Origin of the sequence: Aquabacterium sp. (assembly GCF_049274795.1) — a bacterium.
GTDB lineage: Bacteria > Pseudomonadota > Gammaproteobacteria > Burkholderiales > Burkholderiaceae_C > Aquabacterium.
Window position 1 is genome coordinate 121848 of sequence record NZ_JBASTH010000120.1, and the last position, 21312, is coordinate 143159.

General features: G+C 66.2%; 24 protein-coding genes and 1 pseudogene. 18 read left to right on the forward strand and 7 right to left on the reverse strand.

Going from position 1 to position 21312, the window contains the following annotated elements; genetic code table 11:
- Nucleotides 1-31 precede the first annotated feature (31 nt).
- Complete coding sequence (locus tag WAQ08_RS20000; protein WP_422194126.1) at nucleotides 32-1552, forward strand: bifunctional protein-serine/threonine kinase/phosphatase; 1521 nt, start codon at nucleotides 32-34, stop codon at nucleotides 1550-1552.
- On the opposite strand, the pseudogene WAQ08_RS20005 reads toward WAQ08_RS20000, so the two are convergent.
- Nucleotides 1447-2489 (reverse strand): annotated as a pseudogene (locus WAQ08_RS20005) (MFS transporter); the annotation flags it as partial. The gene WAQ08_RS20000 and the pseudogene WAQ08_RS20005 overlap by 106 nt on opposite strands.
- Before the next feature lie 202 nt (nucleotides 2490-2691).
- Here WAQ08_RS20005 and dcd point away from each other — a divergent pair.
- The 4 genes from dcd to WAQ08_RS20025 all read left to right on the forward strand — a co-directional run bounded on the left by dcd (nucleotide 2692) and on the right by WAQ08_RS20025 (nucleotide 5531).
- Nucleotides 2692-3261, forward strand: a complete 570-nt coding sequence (gene dcd / locus WAQ08_RS20010) for a dCTP deaminase (RefSeq protein ID WP_422194128.1) — start codon at nucleotides 2692-2694, stop codon at nucleotides 3259-3261.
- Between the two features lie 277 nt (nucleotides 3262-3538).
- The gene (locus tag WAQ08_RS20015; protein ID WP_422194130.1) at nucleotides 3539-3913 is read left to right on the forward strand and encodes an iron chaperone; all 375 of its coding nucleotides are present in this window, start codon (nucleotides 3539-3541) and stop codon (nucleotides 3911-3913) included.
- 95 nt (nucleotides 3914-4008) lie between these two features.
- The gene (locus WAQ08_RS20020) at nucleotides 4009-4860 is read left to right on the forward strand and encodes a 3',5'-nucleoside bisphosphate phosphatase (protein WP_422194132.1); all 852 of its coding nucleotides are present in this window, start codon (nucleotides 4009-4011) and stop codon (nucleotides 4858-4860) included.
- Nucleotides 4861-4886: 26 nt separating this feature from the next.
- On the forward strand, nucleotides 4887-5531 hold the full coding sequence (locus WAQ08_RS20025; protein WP_422194133.1) for an L-threonylcarbamoyladenylate synthase: 645 nt from the start codon (nucleotides 4887-4889) through the stop codon (nucleotides 5529-5531).
- A gap of 13 nt (nucleotides 5532-5544) precedes the next feature.
- On the opposite strand, the gene WAQ08_RS20030 is transcribed toward WAQ08_RS20025, so the two are convergent.
- Entirely contained in the window at nucleotides 5545-5925 is a 381-nt protein-coding gene (locus tag WAQ08_RS20030; RefSeq protein ID WP_422194135.1) for a glutaredoxin domain-containing protein, read from the reverse strand.
- A 10-nt stretch (nucleotides 5926-5935) separates the two neighbouring features.
- The gene (plsY, locus tag WAQ08_RS20035) at nucleotides 5936-6544 is read right to left on the reverse strand and encodes a glycerol-3-phosphate 1-O-acyltransferase PlsY (protein ID WP_422194309.1); all 609 of its coding nucleotides are present in this window, start codon (nucleotides 6542-6544) and stop codon (nucleotides 5936-5938) included.
- 229 nt (nucleotides 6545-6773) lie between these two features.
- Between plsY and WAQ08_RS20040 the strand changes: the two genes are divergently transcribed.
- From WAQ08_RS20040 to WAQ08_RS20090, 11 genes are all read left to right on the forward strand, one after another.
- The gene (locus tag WAQ08_RS20040; RefSeq protein ID WP_422194136.1) at nucleotides 6774-7508 is read left to right on the forward strand and encodes a hypothetical protein; all 735 of its coding nucleotides are present in this window, start codon (nucleotides 6774-6776) and stop codon (nucleotides 7506-7508) included.
- Nucleotides 7509-7554: 46 nt separating this feature from the next.
- The gene (locus WAQ08_RS20045) at nucleotides 7555-8751 is read left to right on the forward strand and encodes an AI-2E family transporter (protein WP_422194137.1); all 1197 of its coding nucleotides are present in this window, start codon (nucleotides 7555-7557) and stop codon (nucleotides 8749-8751) included.
- Nucleotides 8748-9536 (forward strand): HdaA/DnaA family protein, encoded by a 789-nt coding sequence (locus tag WAQ08_RS20050; protein ID WP_422194138.1) that lies wholly within the window; start codon nucleotides 8748-8750, stop codon nucleotides 9534-9536. Before WAQ08_RS20045 ends, WAQ08_RS20050 begins: the two co-directional genes overlap by 4 nt.
- Entirely contained in the window at nucleotides 9533-10201 is a 669-nt protein-coding gene (locus WAQ08_RS20055) for an HAD family hydrolase (protein WP_422194139.1), read from the forward strand. Before WAQ08_RS20050 ends, WAQ08_RS20055 begins: the two co-directional genes overlap by 4 nt.
- A complete protein-coding gene (pcnB, locus tag WAQ08_RS20060) occupies nucleotides 10198-11748 on the forward strand; it encodes a polynucleotide adenylyltransferase PcnB (RefSeq protein ID WP_422194140.1) in 1551 nt (516 codons plus the stop codon). Before WAQ08_RS20055 ends, pcnB begins: the two co-directional genes overlap by 4 nt.
- On the forward strand, nucleotides 11745-12275 hold the full coding sequence (folK, locus tag WAQ08_RS20065; RefSeq protein ID WP_422194142.1) for a 2-amino-4-hydroxy-6-hydroxymethyldihydropteridine diphosphokinase: 531 nt from the start codon (nucleotides 11745-11747) through the stop codon (nucleotides 12273-12275). Before pcnB ends, folK begins: the two co-directional genes overlap by 4 nt.
- Before the next feature lie 285 nt (nucleotides 12276-12560).
- Complete coding sequence (gene rpsU / locus WAQ08_RS20070) at nucleotides 12561-12773, forward strand: 30S ribosomal protein S21 (RefSeq protein ID WP_012346814.1); 213 nt, start codon at nucleotides 12561-12563, stop codon at nucleotides 12771-12773.
- A gap of 128 nt (nucleotides 12774-12901) precedes the next feature.
- Nucleotides 12902-13348 carry a GatB/YqeY domain-containing protein gene (locus WAQ08_RS20075; protein WP_422194144.1) on the forward strand — a complete coding sequence of 149 codons (447 nt, stop codon included), beginning with the start codon at nucleotides 12902-12904 and terminating at the stop codon, nucleotides 13346-13348.
- A gap of 54 nt (nucleotides 13349-13402) precedes the next feature.
- Nucleotides 13403-13756 (forward strand): TIGR01244 family sulfur transferase, encoded by a 354-nt coding sequence (locus WAQ08_RS20080; protein WP_422194145.1) that lies wholly within the window; start codon nucleotides 13403-13405, stop codon nucleotides 13754-13756.
- 1 nt (nucleotide 13757) lies between these two features.
- On the forward strand, nucleotides 13758-14288 hold the full coding sequence (locus WAQ08_RS20085; protein WP_422194147.1) for a TRAP transporter small permease subunit: 531 nt from the start codon (nucleotides 13758-13760) through the stop codon (nucleotides 14286-14288).
- On the forward strand, nucleotides 14285-15823 hold the full coding sequence (locus tag WAQ08_RS20090; protein WP_422194149.1) for a TRAP transporter large permease: 1539 nt from the start codon (nucleotides 14285-14287) through the stop codon (nucleotides 15821-15823). Before WAQ08_RS20085 ends, WAQ08_RS20090 begins: the two co-directional genes overlap by 4 nt.
- Here WAQ08_RS20090 and WAQ08_RS20095 read toward each other — a convergent pair.
- The 3 genes from WAQ08_RS20095 to pmbA all read right to left on the reverse strand — a co-directional run bounded on the left by WAQ08_RS20095 (nucleotide 15810) and on the right by pmbA (nucleotide 19055).
- Nucleotides 15810-16268, reverse strand: coding sequence for a YbaN family protein (locus WAQ08_RS20095; RefSeq protein ID WP_422194150.1), 459 nt, complete (start codon nucleotides 16266-16268; stop codon nucleotides 15810-15812). The two genes, WAQ08_RS20090 and WAQ08_RS20095, sit on opposite strands and share 14 nt — an antisense overlap.
- 137 nt (nucleotides 16269-16405) lie before the next feature.
- Nucleotides 16406-17488 carry a TRAP transporter substrate-binding protein gene (locus WAQ08_RS20100; protein WP_422194151.1) on the reverse strand — a complete coding sequence of 361 codons (1083 nt, stop codon included), beginning with the start codon at nucleotides 17486-17488 and terminating at the stop codon, nucleotides 16406-16408.
- Nucleotides 17489-17660: 172 nt separating this feature from the next.
- On the reverse strand, nucleotides 17661-19055 hold the full coding sequence (pmbA, locus tag WAQ08_RS20105; protein ID WP_422194153.1) for a metalloprotease PmbA: 1395 nt from the start codon (nucleotides 19053-19055) through the stop codon (nucleotides 17661-17663).
- Nucleotides 19056-19097: 42 nt separating this feature from the next.
- On the opposite strand from pmbA, the gene yjgA reads away from it, so the two are divergent.
- Both yjgA and mog read left to right on the forward strand, forming a co-directional pair.
- Nucleotides 19098-19709: a ribosome biogenesis factor YjgA gene (yjgA, locus tag WAQ08_RS20110; protein WP_422194154.1), complete on the forward strand. Its 612-nt coding sequence runs from the start codon at nucleotides 19098-19100 to the stop codon at nucleotides 19707-19709.
- Nucleotides 19706-20317: a molybdopterin adenylyltransferase gene (mog, locus tag WAQ08_RS20115; protein ID WP_422194156.1), complete on the forward strand. Its 612-nt coding sequence runs from the start codon at nucleotides 19706-19708 to the stop codon at nucleotides 20315-20317. Before yjgA ends, mog begins: the two co-directional genes overlap by 4 nt.
- A 37-nt stretch (nucleotides 20318-20354) precedes the next feature.
- On the opposite strand, the gene WAQ08_RS20120 is transcribed toward mog, so the two are convergent.
- The gene (locus WAQ08_RS20120) at nucleotides 20355-21284 is read right to left on the reverse strand and encodes a LysR family transcriptional regulator (RefSeq protein ID WP_422194158.1); all 930 of its coding nucleotides are present in this window, start codon (nucleotides 21282-21284) and stop codon (nucleotides 20355-20357) included.
- Nucleotides 21285-21312: the final 28 nt, after the last annotated feature.

A 21312-nucleotide genomic window follows, 5' to 3' on the forward strand; every position in this document is an offset into this window, starting at 1 on the left:
TGCATTTCCGCCCTGAGGGTTTCGACAACACATGAGTTTCGATCTGGACATCGGGGACGCCAGTGAGCGTGGCCCGCGCGAGCGCCTGGAAGATTTCGCCGCTGTGGTGCGCCCGGAGCCTCAAGATGAGGCGCATGGTGTGATCGCCGCCCTGGCCGACGGCGTGAGCAGTGGGGGCGGGGGCCTGGAGGCCGCGCAGACGGCGGTGCTCACCATCACCGGGGATTACCACGCCACCCCGCCCACCTGGGACGCCTCCGTCGCGCTGGACCGCCTGATCGGCACCTGCAACGCCTGGCTGGCCGACCACAACCGTCGGTGTCACCCCTTCAAGGACCAGCCCCTGGGCATGACCACCCTGACAGACCTGGTGCTGCGCGGGCATGGCTACACCCTGGCCCATGTGGGAGATACCCGGGCCTGGCTGATCAGGGCCGGCGAGTGCGCCTTGCTCACGCAGGACCACAGCATGGGCTCCGGCGCCTTCCAGAACGGCCTGACGCGGGCCGTGGGCATGGAAGATGCCGTCCGCGTCGACCACAGCGAAGGCGATGTGCAGATCGGCGACATCTTCGTGCTCACCAGCGATGGGGTGCACGGCGCACTCAAGCGCGCCCAGATCGCAGCCCTGGCCGCGCAGGGCGCGGCACAGGAGGCCAGCAATGGCGTGCACCGCCTCTACATGGTGAGAGACCGGCGCAACGGCGCGCTGCTCGCGCTCAAGACACTGCACGAAGCCCGCGCCAATGATTCGGAGGAGCGCGCCATGCTCGCCCATGAAGCCTGGCTCAGCGCCCGCGCCACCGAGCGGGGCGCCCGGGGGCTGGTGCGCTGCATTGAGCGCGACGCGCCCACCCACTTCTATGCGCTCTTCGAGTGGATCGAGGGGCGGGCCTTGCATGAACTGCTGCCGGAGCGCCGTTTCGCCGTGGGCGAGATCGTCGAAAGCGCCAGTGCCATCTGCCGTGCCCTGGGGCGGTTGCACCAGATCGGTGTGATTCACCGCGATGTCAAACCCGACAATGTCCACCTTGGTGCCGATGGTTTGTGGCGTCTGCTGGACCTGGGCGTGGCGCTCTCCGGGCAGGAGCCCAAATCGCTGCGCGCCCTGCATGCAGGCACCCCCAGCTACATCAACCCGGAGCAGTGGTCCGATGACCCAGAAGTCTCGCAGGCCACGCCGCAGAGCGACCTGTTCGCGCTGGGCGTGACGCTCTACCAGTGGCTCACCCGGCACCTGCCCTATGGCGAGTCGAGCCCTACCAGACAGGCCGATACCGCCCTGACCCCCAGGCCCCTTCGCGCAGGCGGCCCGACGTACCCATCTGGCTCGACCACATCGTGCTCAAGGCCGTGGCACGTGACCCGCGCCAGCGCTTTGAAACCGCCGAAGAGTTCCTGCTGGCCCTGGAGCGGGGTGCCTCCCGTCCCTTGCAGGCCCCCGGGAGCACGCCCACCCTTTTCGGCCCAGGTGCGCGTCCAGCGGATCTGCATCACACGCATCATCAGCAACACCGCCACGGCCAAGCCCGCGAACAGCGCGAAACCGTAGAAGTACGAGCCGAAATACTGCTTGGACAAGCCCATCGCATTGGGCACCAGGCCACCGCCCAGCGCGCCGATCTCACCGATCATCGAGCCAGCCACGGCGGTGGAGGCGGGCCAGCGCAGCGGCACCAGTTGGAACAGGGCGCCATTGCCGGCGCCCAGCGCCCATGAAGGCGGCCAACATGGTGAGTTGCCCCGCCTCGACCTTGCTCACGTGGAACTGGTCGTAGTAGTAGAGGTGGGCAGGAAGGTCGTCAGCCCGATGAAGCCGCCGAAGGTGATGCCGTAGATCAGGCTGAAGGTCCAGCCATCCTTCTCGAACAGGCAGGCGATGTGCTCTCGGAAGCTGGCGTGCGAATCAACATCGGGCGGCTCCTTGGCGAACACGATCATCACGATCGTGGGCAGGCAGATGGCCAGGGCGGCCAGGCCGTAGACCGTCTGCCAGCCGAAGGCCTCTGCCAGCGGCGGCGCGATCAGCACGGACACCGCCGTGCCCACATTGCCCGCGCCCACCAACCCCATGGCCACCGCTTGTGCCGAGGCGGGAACCAGCCCGATCCCAGCGACAGCGCCATCCCGAAGCTGGCCCCGGCGATGCCCAGCAGCACGCCCATGGCCAGCAGGTCGTTGAAGGACTTGACCGCGAAGTAGCCGTACAGCATGGCCACGGCGATCAGGGCCATCTCCACCAGCGTGGCCTTCTTGCGGCCGATGTACTGCGCCAGCAGGCCCAGCGGGAAGCGCATCAGCGCCCCCGCGAAGATGGGAATCGAGAGCATCAGCCCCTTCTGCGCTGGCGTGAGATTGAACTCTTCTGTGATGAAGGGCGCCATGGCGCCGTTGAGCACCCAGATGCAGCAGGAGAAGGCGAAGTACAGGAAGGACGCGAACAGGGTCGAACCGTGTCCTGACTTCAGGAACGTCTTGAACGAACTCATTGATTGAATCTCAGCGATCAGAACGGTCGCCCTGATGTTGGGCGCCGCATTTTCGTGCCGCCCCAGGATGCGAAAACCATGCCAATTCGGACGCCCCGCTTTGGGGCCACATCGCTGCAGGCGGCCTTGCCGAGGTCGCTAAAGGGCACGCGCCAAGCACCGCCCGGGATCGGGGACAATAGCGGCCTGTTAAGGAGCACGCATGAGCATCAAGTCAGACCGCTGGATCCGCCGCATGGCCGATGAGCACGGCATGATCGAACCTTTCGAGCCGGGCCAGGTCCGCCAGTCGGCCGATGGCCACAAGATCGTGAGCTACGGCACCAGCAGCTACGGTTATGACATCCGCTGCGCCGACGAATTCAAGATCTTCACCAACATCCATTCCACCGTGGTGGACCCGAAGAATTTCGACGAAAAGAGTTTTGTCGATTTCAAGGGCGATGTCTGCATCATTCCGCCCAACAGTTTTGCACTGGCCCGAACCGTGGAATATTTCCGCATTCCGCGCAGCGTGCTCACGATCTGTTTGGGTAAAAGCACTTACGCGCGCTGCGGCATCATCGTCAACGTGACGCCTTTCGAGCCCGAATGGGAGGGCTACGTGACGCTGGAATTCAGCAACACCACGCCGCTGCCGGCCAAGATCTACGCCGGTGAGGGCTGCGCCCAGGTGCTGTTCTTCGAGAGCGACGAGGTCTGCGAGACCAGTTACCGTGACCGTGGCGGCAAATACCAGGGCCAACGCGGCGTTACGCTGCCCAAGACCTGAATGATCAAGCCCGATAAAGCAACAAAGGCACTCATTTCAAGGATGTGAAGCCCCCTTGGGTGAGGTAGGATTCAAGCTGGTGTTGAGTGCCATATGGCACGCGAATGCTGGTTAATTGGCGCATTGCCGACAAATTTGTCGGCAGTTCAAGAACAAAAAGCCGATATCCAGATCACACGCTGTGTGACCACACGGAAGCGCGCCGACGGCGTCTTCAGGGAGGGGGTGGTCATGTATCAACGCTCTTGTAGTACCTTTTTGTTTGGGCCTATCCCCCATGCGCCGACCCCTGCAATCCCCTGCGCTGATCAGCGCCTTCTACGACAGTGTCCGCCCTGAGCAACGCGAAACCGCTCAAGCGATCCAGAAGGCCATCCTTGCCACCGCCCCCCAACTGCGCCCCGAAGTGAAGTGGGGCAACCTGGTCTTCACCAACGATGGCGACAACCTGTTGGCCATCGTGATGTTCAAGGCCAATGCCCACCTCCAGGTCTTCAACGGCGTGCTGCTGCTGGGCGATTTCCCTGAACTGCAAGGCGCCGGCAAGGGCATGCGCCATGTGAAGTTCCGCTACCGCCAGCCCATCGACGACAAACTCGTGTGCGAACTCACCCAGGCCAGCATCGACGCCTGGGGCCGCTCCATGCGCTGAGGCCCTATTTGCTGAGGACTTGCCCGGCCCGGTCGTGAACCCGGGCCCGCATTTCCTACAATAGAAGTGCTGCGTCAACCTGCGGGGCCGTTTCCATGCTCAACGCCGATCTCCATTGCCACTCCAGTGTGTCTGACGGCACGCTGACGCCTGAGGCTGTGGCTGAGCGCGCGCGTCGCAATGGTGTGGACCTGTGGGCGCTGACCGACCACGATGAAGTGGGCGGACAGGCGCGTGCGCGTGCGGCTGCGGCACAGCACGGCATGGGCTACCTCACGGGCTCCGAGATATCGGTCACCTTCATCCACCAGACGGTGCACATCGTGGGCCTGGGCTTCGACGCTGACGATGCATCTCTGGTGCACGGGCTGGCGCACACACGCGGCGGCCGTGAACGGCGCGCCCGTGACATGGCGGCCGGGCTGGCGCGCGCCGGCATCCCTGATGCCTACGAAGGCGCGCTGAAGTTCGTGGGCAACCCGGATCTGATCTCTCGCACCCACTTCGCCCGTTACCTGGTCGAGGCCGGCTTCTGCTCGGACACCCATGAGGTGTTTCGCCGCTATCTCACGGAAGGCAAGCCCGGCTATGTCGAGCACCGCTGGGCCACGCTCTCCGATGCCTTGAAGTGGATCACGGGCGCCGGTGGCGTCGCCGTGATCGCGCACCCGGGCCGGTACGATTTCACGCCGAACGAAGAGTTCGCCTTGTTCACTGAGTTCAAGGCGTTGGGCGGGCAGGGCGTCGAGGTGGTCACCGGCAGCCACACGCAGGCCGAGTACCTCAAGTACGCCGACATGGCCCAGGAGTTCGGCCTGCTGGCCTCGCGTGGCTCCGATTTCCATGATCCGGCCGAGAGCCACACCGACCTGGGCACCTTGCCGCCCCTGCCCAAGCAGCTCAATCCTGTGTGGGAAGCGTTGGAACACCGCATCCACCGGCCGTGATCCTGCGGGCCTGATACCCTCGGGCGATGGCTCAGTATTTCGAAGTTCATCCCCAGCATCCCCAGCCACGTCTGCTCAAGCAAGCGGTGGCACTCCTGAGGCAAGGTGGGGTGGCCGCCGTGCCCACTGATTCCAGCTATGCGCTGGTCTGCCACCTTGATGACAAAACTGCGGTGGAGACGCTGCGCCGCATCCGTGCTGTGGACGAGCGGCACCACCTCACGCTGCTGTGCCGTGATCTGTCGGAGCTGGCCAGCTATGCGCGGGTCGACAACCAGCAGTACCGCCTGCTCAAGTCCGCCACGCCGGGCGCCTACACCTTCATCCTGGAGGCGACCAAGGAGGTGCCTCGACGCGTGTCGCACCCATCACGTCGCACCATCGGCCTGCGTGTGCCGGATCACATCGTGACCCAGGCCCTGTTGGCTGAGATGGGCGAGCCCCTGCTGGCCACGACCTTGATCATGCCTGGTGAGACGCAGGCGCTCAACGATGCCCATGAGATCCGCGAACGGCTGCAAAAGCAGGTGCAGGCGGTGGTGGACGCCGGGGCCTGTCCCATGGAGCCCACGTCGGTGATCGACCTGAGCGATGGCGAGCCCCGCGTGGTCAGGCAAGGGCGGGGCGATCTGGCTGCGCTGGGCCTGGTTGTCGACGGCGAAGAGGCCTGAGGGGCCCAGCGACTCAGTGCTTTCGGGGCACCGTGGCCAGCGCCTTGGCCAGCTGGGCCGGGTCAAAGCCCAGTTGCCATTGACCCCGCACATGCAGCAGTGGAACGCCGGGCGCCCCTCGGGCATCGAACACCTGCTTGCACATGGCGTTGCGCTCGATGTTGCACTCGCGCCAGGGCACCTCGTTCGCCTTGAACCAGGCACGGGCCTTGGCGCAGTAGGGGCAGTCGTTGGTGGTGAACATCACGATGTCGTGCGCACCTGCGGTGGCGCGCACGACATCGATGTTGCGGTGTTCCCGCCATTGGCTCCAGGCCTGGTGGGCACCCCAGGCCACGCCCACGGTCACCACCAGCGAGAGCCAGGACTTGGGCCGGCGCGGGGTGTCGTTCATGCGGCGGGTGTCAGGCCGAAGGCGGCGGCGCCGACTTCTGGCCGAGCTTGCTTTCCTGCCCGGCCAGCAGCTTGCGGATGTTGGCTTCGTGGCGCCAGATCAGCAGCAGGCTCATGGCCAGCACGCCCCAGGTCTGCGGCTGCAGGCCATGGAGCCACCACTGGATCAGCGGTGCGGCCGCGGAGGCACACAGGGCAGCCAGTGAGGAATAACGGGTGATCGCCGCCACGGCGATCCACACCAGCAGCACCAGCCCGCCCATGGCGGGATCGAAGGCCAGCAGCGCGCCAGCGGCCGTGGCCACGCCCTTGCCGCCCTCGAACTGGAAGAACACGGGCCACAGGTGGCCCAGGAAGGCGCCCAGGCCCACCAGGGTGACGATCAGATCGCCCAGCCCCATATGCCGCGCCGCCAGCACGGGCAGGTAGGCCTTCAGGGCGTCGAACAGCAGGGTCAGGATGGCCGCGCCTTTGTTCCCGGAGCGCAACACGTTGGTGGCGCCGGGGTTGCCCGAGCCGTAGCTGCGGGGATCGGCCAGCCCGAACAGGCGGCTCACGATCACGGCGAAGGACAGCGAACCGATCAGGTAGCCCACCAGGGCACCAAGGGCGGCGGTCAGGGGTGATGCAGGGGCGAGCGATTCCATGGAACTGGCGAAGGAGCTTCAGCGAGAGGCGTGGGGACATGCGTGGGAGAGGCGCAAGTGTAGGGCACGCCACCACGGGTGCTGTTGGGGCAACACCCCTGTCGAGGGGGGGATGCGGGCGGAAGTTCCTCGGGTAATGCCCCAGCGCTGTGGCCAGTCGCGCCACTCACAATATGCGGCATTGCATTGTGAGAGGGCATCAATGATTTCGTATGACCGTTCGTCTGGTGTGCGCTGGGGCTGGATCGCAGGCGGAGCGGTTGTCCTGGGCTGTGCCGCCGCTGGCTGGTGGTGGATGAGTTCGGGCAAATCCGCCGATCCGGTGGCGGCTTCGACCGACGTCGGCGCCACATCATCGACCTCAGGCCCCGTGGTCAACCTGAACGTGAAACCGGCCGAGGGCTCTGACGGCCGCCCCACCGACTTCACGCCCGAAGAGTGGAGATCGCTCAAGCAGGCCGTGGGCAACAAGCCCGATGGCGCCAAGGAGCTCAAGCGAATCAGCGCCTTCCTGCGTTACCAGCGTGGCTTCGAGCAATGGCAGACCCTGCAGGACAGTCCCAACACCGCCCAGCGTCATGCTCTGGCGCAGCAACTGCTGGACCAACTGCCGGATCGCATCGCCAACATGGAGATGACCATGGGTGAATCGCTGCTGATCTGCAGCGTGCTGCTGACCGACCTGGAGCCTGACGAGAACCTGCGCACCCAGAAGATGGAAGGCTGCAAGACCAAGCTGGAGCAGCTTGCGCCCAAGCTGGACAGCGACCAGGCCCTGCGTGATGCCGAGTGCCGCACCGAATTCCTGCGCCGCCAGGCCGCCATCGTGGCCGAATACCAGACCCAGCCCGAGGCGCAGCGCAATCAGGCCAAGTTCGAGCAGGACATCGAAGGTGCCCGTCGTGCGGTGTACGACAGCCCCACCTGTGGCCGTTGACGTGAACTGAAAACGGCAGGGGCACGGGGCTCGATAGAATCGCCCCATGGCACTTCCGACCCCTGTTCAGGTTTCGTCCCCCCCATCGTCGCCCTGGCCCCGCTGGGTGGGCTGGGGGGCGCTCGTGATCGTTGTCGGCCTGCTGCTGTGGTGGCATGCCCTGGTGCTGGCGCCCTTCGTGCTCGGCCTGGCCCTGGCCTATGTGCTGGAGCCAGGCGTCTCGGCGCTCACGCGGCGCGGTCTGCCCCGCATGGTGTCGACCACGGTGTGCCTGCTGGCCGCCGTGCTCCTGGTGCTGTTGCTGCTGTTGTTGCTGGTGCCCATTGTGGTCGACCTGGCCCCCATGCTGCGCCAAGAGTTGCCGGACATCGCCGCACGGGTGTGGCACAGCGTGGTGCCCTGGGTCGAACAGGCGGGCGTGCGTGTTCCCCAAGAGCTCAGCGAGCTGAAGCCCTGGGTCGTCAAACAGTTCAACACCCGTGGCGAACAATGGGCCGGCACCTTGCTCAGTTCCTTGCGCATGGGGGGCAGCCTGCTGCTGACCATGACGGGTCTGGCCGTGCTGGTGCCCATGCTGGCCTTCTACTGGCTGATGGACTGGGGCTCGCTGATTCCGCGAGCCCGGGCCATGGTGCCGCCGCGCTGGGTCGCCCCCATCGACAGCTTTCTGCATGAAGCCGATGACGTGCTGGGCGGCTATCTGCGTGGCCAACTCCTGGTGATGCTGATTCTGGCGGCTTACTACAGCGTGGGCCTGATGCTGTTTGGCTTCAATCTGGCGCTGCCCATCGGCGTGTTCACGGGGCTGGCGGTGTTCATCCCCTACCTGGGCTTTGGCCTGGGGCTGATCCTGGCCTTGTTTTCTGGCCTGCTGCAGTTCGCGGCTGATCCGGGCGGCAGCGGCCTGTGGTGGCCCCTGATGGCCGTGGGCGTGGTGTACGGCCTGGGCCAGTTCATCGAGAGCTTCTTCCTCACGCCGCGCTTGGTGGGTGAGCGCATCGGGCTGCATCCCGTGGGCGTGATCTTCGTGCTGATGCTGTTTGGCCAGTGGCTGGGCTTCGTCGGCATCCTGATGGCCTTGCCGGTGAGCGCCTTGCTGATGGTGGTGTTGCGCCGCTTGGTGGCGATGTACCGCAGCAGCAGCCTGTTCCGCGCAGCCCCTGTGGTCGAGTCCAAGGCCGCCGCAGCCCTGGCCGATGCGCCTGCCGCGCCACGGGATGAGGCCCCTGAGGCCCGGCCATGACCTTGTTGCTGGAGCCAGCGCAGATGTCCCCGCTGCAGCATGCGCTCGTGCCTGCAGGCGGCATGCGCCAGTTGCCCCTGGATTTCGAGCCGGTGGTGCCTGCCGGCCTGGAGCAGTTCGTGCCGGAAGGCAACAAGGAGCTGCTGGCCTGGCTGATGGCCTGGCCTGACAGCGCCCAGCCCGGCACGCCCGCCTACCTCTGGGGGCCGGCGGGCTGCGGCAAGACGCATCTGCTGCGCGGACTGGCTGGCCAGGCCCTGGCCCTGGGCTGGCACGTGCTCTGGCTGGACCGCCAGGGCTTTCAGTCCTGGGATTCGGCGCAGCCCGAGGCGCCCACCCTGGTGCTGATGGACGATTGCGAATCACTGGATGCGCCCCAGCAGCACTGGGCCTTCAACCTCTTCATCGAGAACGCCGCGGCCACGGCCCAGCGCGAAGCGGCAGGCGGGCAGGGCGGCATGAGCATGGACATCGTGGCCGCCGGCCGCGTGCCCCCGGTGGACCTGAACGTACGCGATGACCTGCGCACCCGCCTGGGCTGGGGGCTGATCTTCGGCGTGCAACCGCTGGGTGAAGAGGGTGTGAGGCTGGTGCTGACCAAGGAAGCCAAGCGCCGCGGCGTGCGCCTGGCCGAAGGCGTGGTGCCCTACCTGCTCACGCATTTCAGCCGTGACCTGGGCTTTTTGATGGATTTGCTGGAGCGGCTGGACCGCTTCGCGCTGGCAGAGCAACGACTCGTGACCGTGCCCTTGCTCAAACAGATGCTGGCGCAGGAGACCGAATGAACCTCTGCCTGTTTGATCTTGACCACACTTTGCTGCCGCTGGACTCTGACCACGAGTTCGGCGAATTCCTCGTCCGCGTCGGCCTGGCCGACCCGGTGACGCACCGCGCTCGCAACGACGCTTTCTACCAGCAGTACGTTGACGGCACCCTGGTTCTGGACGACTACATCGCCTTCACCACCAGCGTGTGGCGCGACCTGGATCCCGAGGAACAGCGCGCCCTGCAGGACCGTTTCATGGACGATGTGATCCGCCCGGCCCTGAAACCGCAGGCGCTGGAACTGGTCCGCCAGCACCAGGGCAAGGGCGATCTGGTGGCCATCGTCACTGCCACCAACGAGTTCGTCACCCAGCCCATCGCGCAGGCCTTCGGCGTGCCGGATCTGATCGCCGTGAAGCTCGTGCGGGACGCCCAAGGCCGGGTCACCGGCGAAATTGATGGCGTGCCGTCCTTCAGAGAGGGCAAAATCACGCGGGTGGACGACTGGCTCGCGCAACGCGGCCTGTCGTTCGGCGATTTCGAGCGCGTCAGCTTCTACAGCGACTCGCCCAACGACCTCCCCCTGCTGTACCGGGCCACGGACCCGGTGGCGACCAACCCGAGCCCGGCCCTCGAGGCCGAGGCCCAAGCCCGTGGTTGGCGCCTGTTGTACCTTTTTTCATGATCAAGAGTCTGATTGACAAAATCCTGCGCAAGGCGCCTGCCAAGCCGCGCGCCTCGTCCGGCAAAGCGGGCGCCAAGCCGCGCATCCCGACCGGCAAGCGCGTCGACGTGCCGCAGAGCGAGCACGGCATCGACCCCAACCTGGTCGACGAGCGCGCCATCAAGGTCGTCAAGACGCTGCAGGATGCCGGCTACGAGGCCTACATCGTCGGCGGCGCCGTGCGCGACCTGCTGCTGGGCCTGCGCCCCAAGGACTTTGACGTGGCCACCAACGCCACGCCCGAGCAGGTCAAGGGCCTGTTCCGCCGCGCCTTCATCATTGGCCGGCGCTTCCGCATCGTGCACGTGGTCTACGGCCGCGGGCGCGAGCATGAGGTGATCGAGGTCTCCACGTTCCGCGCTTATCTGGACGCCACCGAGGCCGAGCAGGTCGCCGGCAACGAGAAAACCTCGAAGAAGGAGCTGGCCGACAAATCCCACGTGGTGGACGCCAGCGGCCGCGTGCTGCGCGACAACGTCTGGGGCCCGCAGGACCAGGACGCCGCCCGCCGCGACTTCACCATCAACGCCATGTACTACGACCCGACCTCGGGCGTGGTGGTGGACTACCATGGTGGCATCAAGGACGCCAAGAAGCGCGTGCTGCGCATGATCGGCGTGCCCGACGTGCGCTACCGCGAAGATCCTGTCCGGATCATCCGCGTGGTGCGCTTCGCGGCCAAGCTGGGCTTCGAGATCGAGCCCAAGACGCGCGAGCCCCTGCAGGCCATGGCCCAGTTGCTGAGCAACGTGCCGCAGTCGCGCCTGTTCGACGAGATGATCAAGCTGCTGCAGACCGGCCACGCCCGCGCCTCGCTCGACGAACTGCGCAAGCAGGGCCTGGACCGCGGCATCTTCCCCGTGCTCGATGCCGTGTTCGACAGCTCGCGCCAGCACCACCCTGATCGCGCCCGCTTCATCGACCTGGCCCTGGCCGACACCGACCGCCGCGTGGGCGAAGACAAGCCCGTGGCGCCCAGCTTCCTGCTGGCCTGCCTGCTGTGGCACGACGTGCTGGCCCAGTGGAAGCGCAACCTGGCCCAGGGCGAGCACAACTTCCCGGCCCTGCAACAGGCCACCGATTCGGTGTTCGACGCCCGCATCGGCGACATCTCCGGCCGCGGCAAGCTGGCCGCCGACATGCGTGAGATCTGGACCATGCAGCCGCGCTTCGAGCGCCGCATCGGCGGCGGCCCGCTCTCGCTGGTCGAGCAGCCCCGTTTCCGCGCCGGTTTCGACTTCCTGCGCCTGCGCGCCCAGGTGGGCGAGGTGGATGCCGAACTGGCCGACTGGTGGGAAGCCTTCTCGCTGGGTGACAACCACGAGCGCCGTCACCTGATGGAAGTGGCCCGCGAGCAGGAGATCGCCAAGCGCCAGAGCCGTGGCAGCAACGGTGGCCCGGATGGTGACGCGGCCCCTGGCGGCGATGCGCCGGCCAAGAAGCGCCGCCGTCGCCGCCGCAAGCCAGTAGGTGAGGGCGGTGGCCGCAGCGAGGCCGCGGGCGAATGAGCGAGCAACCGCCCGGTTTTCGGGCCTATGTGGGCCTGGGCGGCAATCTGGGCGATGTGGTGGCGTCCTTTCAGGATGCGCTGGCTCGCCTGGGCGCCGCGCCTTTGAGCTGCGTGGAAGGCGCTTCGCGGCTGTACCGCACCAAGCCCGTGGATGCCACTGGCCCGGATTTCCTCAATGCCGTGGTGGCCTTGCAGACTTCCCTGGGGCCGCGCGAGTTGCTGGGCGTGCTGCAGGGCATCGAGCGCGCGCACGACCGCGAGCGCCCCTACCGAAACGCCCCCCGCACCCTGGACCTGGACCTGCTGTGGTTCGGCGGCGTGGTGCTGGACCGCCCCGATCTGACCCTGCCGCACCCCCGCATGCACGAGCGCGCCTTTGTGCTCGCGCCCCTGGCGGAGCTGGTGGGCAAGCTCCCCGCGAAGCCCTCGAACGAGGGCGGAAACCCTGTTTTGCCCGAGGCTTCCCGCATCGAGGCATATTCCCAAAACCAGGGAATCGAGCGTTTGAACGAATTGAAACCCTGATCCGGGTTGGAATTTCAGTAAATTCGCAGTAGAATCCAAGGCTTAGCTGGTGGGGCTGCATTGATTCGTTCAATTTCGGATCATGCTTTGCAAAGAAGTCCACCTGCGGCGCGGCTCGATGAACATCGTGCACACCCCATAGGGCAAACCCGTTTCCTTCCGCCTAACCGGAAGCGGAAACAGGGAGCGGGCCCGGCCCGGAGGCCTGTGCGATCGACCTGAGTGGTGCCGTTGGTGGCCATGATCCCAGCCCCGTGAATGCATTCATCTGAAAGTGATTTTGTAATGACGACCATCCGTGTCAAAGAGAACGAGCCGTTCGACGTCGCCCTGCGCCGCTTCAAGCGCACCATCGAAAAGCTGGGCCTGCTGACCGAACTGCGCGCCCGCGAGTTCTACGAGAAGCCCACCGCCGAGCGCAAGCGCAAGAAGGCTGCCGCGGTCAAGCGCCACTACAAGCGCGTGCGCAGCATGCAACTGCCCAAGAAGCTGTACTGATCGATATCGGTCGCTTCTGCGGTCACAATGCGCCTGACACGGCGCGCTGACTTGCCGACAAGCCCGCGCGGGGACGCCCATGCGGGCTTTTGCTTTTTCTCTGCTGATTCTTCAAGAACACGACCACCATGAGCCTCAAAGAACGCATCACCGACGACATGAAGGCCGCCATGCGCGCCAAGGAAGCCGAGCGCCTGGGCACCATCCGCATGCTGCTGGCCGCCATGAAGCAAAAGGAAGTCGACGAGCGCGTAGAGCTGGACGACACCCTGATCGTGGCCATCGTCGACAAGCTGATCAAGCAGCGCAAGGATGCGGCCCAGCAATATGAGGCCGGTGGCCGCCAGGATCTGGCCGACAAGGAAAAATCCGAGATCGTGGTGCTGGAGGCCTACCTGCCCAAGCGCCTGAGCGCCGAGGAAACCGCTGCCGCTGTGAAGGCCATCGTGGTCGAGCTGGGTGCTTCGGGCCCTGGCGACATGGGCAAGGTGATGGGCGTGGTCAAGCAGCGTCTGGCCGGTCAGGCCGACATGGGCCAGGTCTCCGCCGCCGTGAAGGCCGCGCTGGCCGGCTGAGCCCTTATCCTCCCAAGAGAGCCAGATCAAGAGCAGACCAAGAGGAGCACCCACATGAGCCAGTCCGTTTCGCTGCAGCCCATCGCTGAAGACGTCTACGCCGCGCCGCAACTGTCGCCCGAGGCGATGGCCTCGGCCGCTGAGGCCGGCTTCAAGGCCGTGATCAACAACCGCCCTGACATGGAAGGCGGCCCGGACCAGCCCACCAACGAGGCTATTGAAGCCGCCGCCAAGGCCGCGGGCCTGCAGTACGCCTACCTGCCCGTGCAGGGCGCCTACCAGTCACCCGAAGAGATCGCCCAGTGCGCGGCCCTGCTCAAGGACCTGCCGCGCCCGCTGCTGATGTTCTGCCGCAGCGGTGCCCGCTCCACCAAGCTCTACCACCAGGCCATCGCTCTCGACGAGTGACATGCGCGCCTACATCCGCCTGATGGATGGGGTGTCGCACTGGCTGGGCGTGCTGGCGGCCTGGGCGCTGCTGGCCGCCTGTGTGATCAGTGCCGGCAACGCCGTGATCCGCTATTGCTTCAGCCTGGGCTCAAACGCCTGGCTGGAGGCGCAGTGGTACTTGTTCGCGCTGGCTGTGTTCGCCGGCGCGCCGATGCTGCTGCGCCTGAACGAGCACGTGCGGGTGGATGTGATCTATGGCGGACGCACGCCTCGCACCAAGGCCTGGATCGATCTGCTGGGCTTCGGGCTGGTGCTGTTGCCGGTCTGTGCCGTGGTGATGCACCTGTCATGGCCCTTCGCGCTGGATGCCTGGCGGCAGCATGAGTATTCGGCCAGTGCCGGCGGCCTGCTGCGCTGGCCGGTCAAGGCCGTGATCCCGCTGGGCTTTGCGCTGCTGGCCCTGCAGGGGCTGGCGGAGTTTTTCAAGCGCCTGGGATACCTGCGCGGCACCTACGACATGCAGACCCAATACGAGAGGCCGATGCAATGATCGCCATGGAGTACATGGCGCCGTTGATGTTCGCCGGCCTCATCATCGTGATGCTGCTGGGTTTTCCGGTGGCGTTCTCGCTGGCGGGGCTGGGGCTGGGCGTCGGCTACTTCGCGGTGTCGCAGGGCTTCTTCCCGGAAGCCTTCATGGGCAACCTGCCGCTCAAGCTCTACGGTGTCATCTCCAACGAGCTGCTGCTGGCGATCCCGTTCTTCACCTTCATGGGGGCAGTGCTGGAGCGCTGCGGCTTGGCGGAGGATCTGCTGGAAGGCACGGGCCAGCTGTTCGGCCGCGTGCCGGGCGGGCTGGGCTTTGCCGTCATCGTGGTCGGCGCGATTCTGGGCGCCATCACCGGCACGGTGGCTGCCAGCGTGATCGCCATGGGCGTGATCTCGCTGCCGGTGATGATGCGCTATGGCTACAACATGCGCTACGCCACGGGCGTGATCGCCGCCTCGGGCACGATCACGCAGTTGATCCCGCCCTCGCTGGTGCTGGTGGTACTGGCCGATCAGCTCGGGCGCTCGGTGGGTGATATGTACCTGGGCGCCATCGGTCCCTCGCTGATGCAGACGGCCATCTTCCTGCTGTTCACGCTGGCCGTGGCGGTGATGCGGCCGCAGTGGGTGCCGCCGCTGCCGCCCGAGGCGCGCACCCTGCAGGGCGCGGCGCTGCTCAAGCGTGTGCTGTGGGGCATGCTGCCCTCCGTCGTGCTGATCTTCCTGGTGCTGGGCACGCTGTTCATGGGCATCGCCACGCCGACCGAGGCCGGGGCCCTGGGCGCGCTGGGTGCCGTGGCGCTGGCGGGCCTGCATGGCCGCCTGAGTGTGCGCCTGCTGTGGCAGGCCATGGATTCCACCGTCCGCGTGACGGTGATGGTGATCTTCATCCTGCTGGGCTCCAGCGTGTTCTCGCTGGTGTTCCAGGGCGTGGACGGCAATGTGTGGATCGAGCATTTGCTGGGCGATCTGCCGGGCGGGCCGATCGGCTTCCTGATCGCCGTGAACATCTTCGTGTTCTTCCTGGCGTTCTTCCTGGATTTCTTCGAGATCGCCTTCATCATCGTGCCGCTGTTGGCCCCGGTGGCCGAGAAGCTGGGCATCGACCTGGTGTGGTTCGGGGTGCTGCTGTGCGTGAACATGCAGACCAGCTTCATGCACCCGCCCTTCGGCTTTGCGCTGTTCTACCTGCGTGGCGTGGCCGATCAGGTGCACAAGAACGGCGCCATCAGCCGGCCCGTGGCCTCGCGTGACATCTACCTGGGCGCGATCCCGTGGGTGGGCATGCAGCTGCTGCTGGTGGCCATCGTGATCTTCTGGCCTGAGTCGGTCACCTACTGGCTGGACAAAGGGCCCGACGTGAACCTCGATGACGTGCACATCGAGATGCAGATCGAGGACACAGGCATGGATCCCGCGCCAGCGATGCCTGATGTGTCTGCGCCTGAGGTGCCCGTGCCTGCCGAAGCCGAAGGGGGCGGGCCAACACTGCCTGCAGTCACGGATCCCGCCACGCCCCCTGTCACCGCTCCTTGAGCGCGCCGTCGCTGTCGGCCGGTGGCTCCTTGCGGGTGGCCAGGTAGATGATCAGCACGACCAGGCCGGCATCGACCAGCCAGGTCACGGGCTTCATGCCTACGAGGGCCGCGGTGATGGCCGCGCTGGCGGCGATCCCCAGGCAGGCCGCCCATTTGCCGCGGCGGCTGATCTGGCGGTGCTCCACCCAACGCCGCAGCCCGGGGCCGAAGCGTGGGTGCTCCAGCAGCTTGCGACGCATCACCGGATCGCCCTTGCCATAGGCCCACACCCCGATCAGCAGGAAGATGGTGGTGGGCAGCAAAGGGATGAAGGCGTTGGCCACCCCGATGGCGATCGAGGCCGCGCCCAGCGCGCGCCAGGCGCGGTTGGACAGCGAGGAGGGCGACGATGGCTCAGGTGCCGGCGAGGTGTCTGGAGGCGTCGGCTCGTCGGGGCGGCGCATGGGGTGTGAAAGGGCTGAGGGCGCCACGACCAAGTGGGCACCTTGAGCCCTATTGTGGACCAAGCGCCTGGTACCCGTGCCGCGCCATGAAGAAGGCCCCAGCAGGGGCCTTCAAGCAGTTCTCGCAGCGCGATGGTTCAGAGCTTGGCGCTCTGCATGTACCGGTCGAATGTGGCCTCGGTGAAGCGGAACCACATGTTCTGGTCGGCCCTGAACTTGGCCAGATCGGGGTAGATCTTCTTCCAGTTGGGGTTCTTGGCGTTGAGCTCTTCGTAGATCTCCATGGAGACCTTGAAGGCCGCGTCCATCACCGTCTTGGGGAACTGCACCAGTTGGGTCTTGGCGGCCACCAGTTGCTTGAGGGCGACCGGGTTGCGGGCGTCGTAGCGGGCCTGCATCTCGGCATGGGCCAGGCCGGAGGCGGCCTCCACCATGGCCTTGTATTCGGGCGTCAGGCCGTCGTAGGCCTTCTGGTTGATGTAGAAGTCGAGCTGCGGGCCGCCTTCCCACCAGCCGGGGAAGTGGTAGTAGGGCGCCACCTTGTTGAAGCCCAGCTTGTGGTCGTCGTAGGGGCCGACCCACTCGGCCGCGTCGATGGTGCCTTTTTCAAGCGCCTGGTAGATCTCGCCGCCGGGCAGGTTCTGCGGCACGGAGCCCAGGCGCTCGATCACCTTGCCGGCGAAGCCGCCGATGCGCATCTTCAGGCCCTTCATGTCGTCCAGGCTCTTGATGGGCTTGCGGAACCAGCCGCCCATCTGGGCGCCCGTGTTGCCGCCAGGGAAGTTGATGATGTCGTACTGCGCATAGAACTCGCGCATCAGCTTGAGGCCGTTGCCCTCGAACATCCAGGCGCTCATCTGGCGGGCGTTCAGTCCGAAGGGAATGGCGCTGCCCAGGGCGAAGGTCTCGTCCTTGCCGACGAAGTAGTAGGGCGCCGTGTGCGCCATCTCGACCGTGCGGTTCTTGACGCCATCGACCACGCCGAAGGGGGGCATCAGCTCGCCACCCGCGTGCACCGAGATCTGGAACTTGCCGCCGGACATCTCATGGATCTTCTTGGCGAAGACCTCGGCCGTGCCGTAGATGGTGTCGAGCGACTTGGGGAAGCTGGAGGCCAGGCGCCAGCGCAGGGCGGTCTGCGCATGCACGATGGCGGGTGCGCTGCCGGCAGCGAGGATGCCGGCCAGGCCGGCCTGGTGGATGAAGGAACGACGTTGCATGGCGCGGCCTCCTGAGGTCCGTTGCGGAGTGTTGTTCGAATCGTTGGCGCAGCCCCGTGGCCTGTGCGGCTGGGGCTGGCGTGTCCGATTCTAGGAGGCGACTTGGCGAGTGCTCAGCGCCACGAGGGCAGGACTTACCCGCGTGGTTACGCCATGTTCAACGATGTTCGGTTCAGTGGCCGGCGATCTTCATCTTCTCGAGCAGGATGGAGCCGATCGTCTTGCTGCCGTAGGTGTAGGCATCGGCGCCCACGGCCACGATCTGCTGGAACATCTCGCCCAGGTGGCCGGCGATGGTGATCTCCTGCACCGGAAAGGCGATCTCGCCGTTCTCGACCCAGTAGCCGGCTGCGCCGCGCGAGTAGTCGCCCGTCACGTAGTTCACGCCCTGGCCCATCAGCTCGGTCACGAACAGGCCGGTGCCCAGCTTTTTCAGCATCGCGGGCAGGTCGTCACCCGGGCGGGTGAGCTTGCTCTTGAGCGTGAGGTTCTGCGAGCCGCCGGCATGGCCGGTGGTCTTCATGCCCAGCTTGCGGGCCGAGTAGCTCGACAGGAAGTAGGTCTGGGTGACGCCGGCCTTGACGATGCTGCGCTTGCGCGTGAGCACGCCTTCGTCGTCGAACGGTGCGCTGCCCTTGCCCTTGAGGATGTGCGGATCTTCCAGCACGTCGATGTGCTTGGGGAAGATGGGCTTGCCCAGGCTGTCGAGCAGGAAGGTGGCCTTGCGGTACAGCGCGCCACCGCTGGTGGCCTGCACGTAGGCGCCCAGCAGGCCGGCGGCCAGCGTGTTCTCGAACAGCACCGGCACTTCGCAGGTGGCGATCTTGCGGGATTTCAGGCGCGAGAGGGCGCGCTCGGCGGCGTAGCGGCCCACGATCTCGGGCTTGGCCATGTCACGGGCATCGCGCTCGGAGGTGTACCAGAAGTCGCGCTGCATGTCGTTGCCGCGCCCGGCGATGGGCGAGACCGACAGCGAGTGGCGCGAGCTGGCGTAGCCGCCACGGAAGCCCCGCGTGTTGCCCGCGAAAAAGTGCGATTGCTGCGCCGAGACGCTGGCGCCTTCGGAGTTGGTGATGCGGCGATCGACCGCCAGGGCGGCGGCCTCGGCACGGCGGGCCAGTTCGGCCGCCTTGTCAGCATCGACCTTCCAGGGGTGGAACAGGTCCAGATCCCGGGTGGCGGCCTTGCCCAGGGCCAGGTCTTCCATATCGGGCAGGCCGGCGACAGGGTCTTCGGCGGTGAAGCGGGCGATGTCGTAGGCGGCACGCACCGTCTGCTCCAGCGATGCGGGCGAGAAATCGGAGGTGCTGGCGTTGCCTCGGCGCTGGCCCAGGTAAACGGTGACGCCGATGGATTTGTCGCGGTTGCGCTCGACGTTCTCGAGCTTGCCCTTGCGTACGGACACCGACAGGCCCACGCCTTCGGAGACCTCTGCGCCGGCGTCCGTGGCGCCCACCTTGCGGGCCAGGGCGAGCGTGTCTTCGATCAGCGACTGGAATTGCTCGCGGCTGTAGGAAAAGCCGTTGCTGGGTTTGGAGGCGGCGGACTTGGGTTGTTTGACGGCCATGTTGTGGTGTGTCGATGTAGGCCCCCGTATCATAGCGAGGACATGAATTCGAACCATTCCCACCCTAAGCAGGGTTTTGACCCCGAGGGCGACGTCCCAGACGACCGCCCGCCCAGCAAAAGCATGCTCAAGCGGGCCATGCACGAGTTGCAGGACCTGGGCGAGCAACTGCTGGCCATGCCCGATGCGCGCCTGAAGGCCATTGAGATGCCCGAGCGCCTGCGCGACGCGCTGGACGACTACAAGCGCACGCGCTCCTTTGAAGGCAAGCGCCGCCAGTTGCAGTACATCGGCAAGGTGCTGCGCGCGGTCGATGCCGAGCCGCTGCGCGAAGCCGTGGCCACCTTCCAACTGGGGCATGCCCAGAACGCGCTGGCCCTGCACCAGGCCGAGCGCTGGCGCGCCGACCTGCTCCGCGAAGACAAGGACATGCTGACCCAATGGGTGGCGGAGTTTCCCGACACCGATCTGCAGCAGTTGCGCGCGCTGATCCGCAATGCGCGCAAGGACGCGGCTGCGGCGCCCGAGCAGCGCAATGGGCGGGCTTACCGCGAGCTGTTCCAGTACATCAAGAAAACCCTGGAAGCCCAGGATTCGGCCAGTGCGCCGCAGGCCGATGTGGCGCAAGAGGATGACGAGGACGACGACCGATGAGCAGCATGCCGCCGGATCAGCGTCCGCTGGAGTCCGTGCGCATCGGCGTGGTCTCCGTGAGCGACCGCGCCAGCAGCGGCGTCTACGTGGACAAGGGCCTGCCCGCCTTGCAGGACTGGCTGGGCCGCGCCGTGCGCAATCCCATCGAATGGGTGCCGCGCCTGATCCCCGATGAGCGCGCGGTGATCGCCGCCACGCTCCAGGCCCTGGTGGACGATGAGCACTGCGACCTGGTGCTGACCACCGGCGGCACCGGCCCCGCGCTGCGTGACGTCACCCCAGACGCCACGTTGGACATCGCCGACAAGGAAATGCCCGGTTTTGGCGAGCAGATGCGCCAGATCAGCCTGCGCTTCGTGCCCACGGCGATCCTGTCGCGCCAGACAGCCGTGATCCGCAAGCAGGCGCTGATCCTGAACCTGCCTGGTCAGCCCAAGTCCATCGCGGAGACGCTGGAAGGGCTCAAGGACGGGCAGGGCGCCTCGGCGGTGCCCGGCATCTTTGCCGCCGTGCCCTACTGCATCGACCTGATCGGCGGCCCCTGGATCGACGCTGATCCAGCGGTGTGCGCGGCCTTCCGCCCCAAGACGGCGGTGCGTACGCGCTGATTGATCTTTCGCGCGCGGCATGCTCGCGCCGCTCAGTTCAATCGGCGGCGCGCTTCAATTCATCCTGAACGGCGTTGATCACCTGCTGGCGAAACCAGCGGTTGGTCGGGTCGGCGTCCATGTGCGTGTGCCAGTACAGGTGCGCGTCCAACTGCGGCGGCGTGAGCGGAAAAGGGTGCAGTTGGTTGTCGAAGTGCTGGTTGGCGATGCGGCCGTAATGTTCGGCCATGGTCAGCAGCATGTCGGTCTGGCTCACCACGCGGCAGGCCGTGAAGAAGTGGCGGCAGCGCAGCCCCACCTGGCGGCGCAGGCCCTGTCGGCTCAGTTCGTAATCCTCCAGCCCCATGCCCTGGCGGCGCGCTGACACCAGCACGTGCGAGGCCGCCAGGTAGGTGTCGAGCTTCATGGGCGCATCCCGCAGGGCAGGGTGGTCGGCGCGTGCCACCACCACCAGCCTGTCCAGGATCAGGCGGGTGTGCATCACCTCGGCGTCCACCGGCAGGGCGATGTCCACTACCACGTCCACGCGGCCCAGCCGCAGCATGTCGGCCATCTCGTGGCGCTCCACGCGCACGCTGTGGACGCTCACGCCGGGGGCCTGCTCGCGCAACTGCGTCATCAGGGTGGGCAGCGTGAGCGATTCCAGGATGTCGGGCATGCCGATGGTGAAGATGCGGTCCGAGCGCGCTGGCTGGAAGGCTTGCGGGGAGGTCGTCAACCCGCCTTGCAGCGTGGCCAAGGCCTGCTGTACGGACGGTGCCAGGGCTCGGGCGTAGGGTGTCGGCAGCATCCGCCCACCCTGGCGGGTGAACAGCGGGTCGCCCAGGTGCTCGCGCAACCGGGCCAGCGCGTGGCTCACGGCCGGCTGGCTGAGGTTGAGCGTGCGCGCGGCGGCGGTGAGCGAGGCCTCCTGGTGGATGGCATCGAACACCAGGAAGAGATTCAGGTCCAGCTTGCTTAGATTCACATCATGAATATAGATGAATTCAAACAAT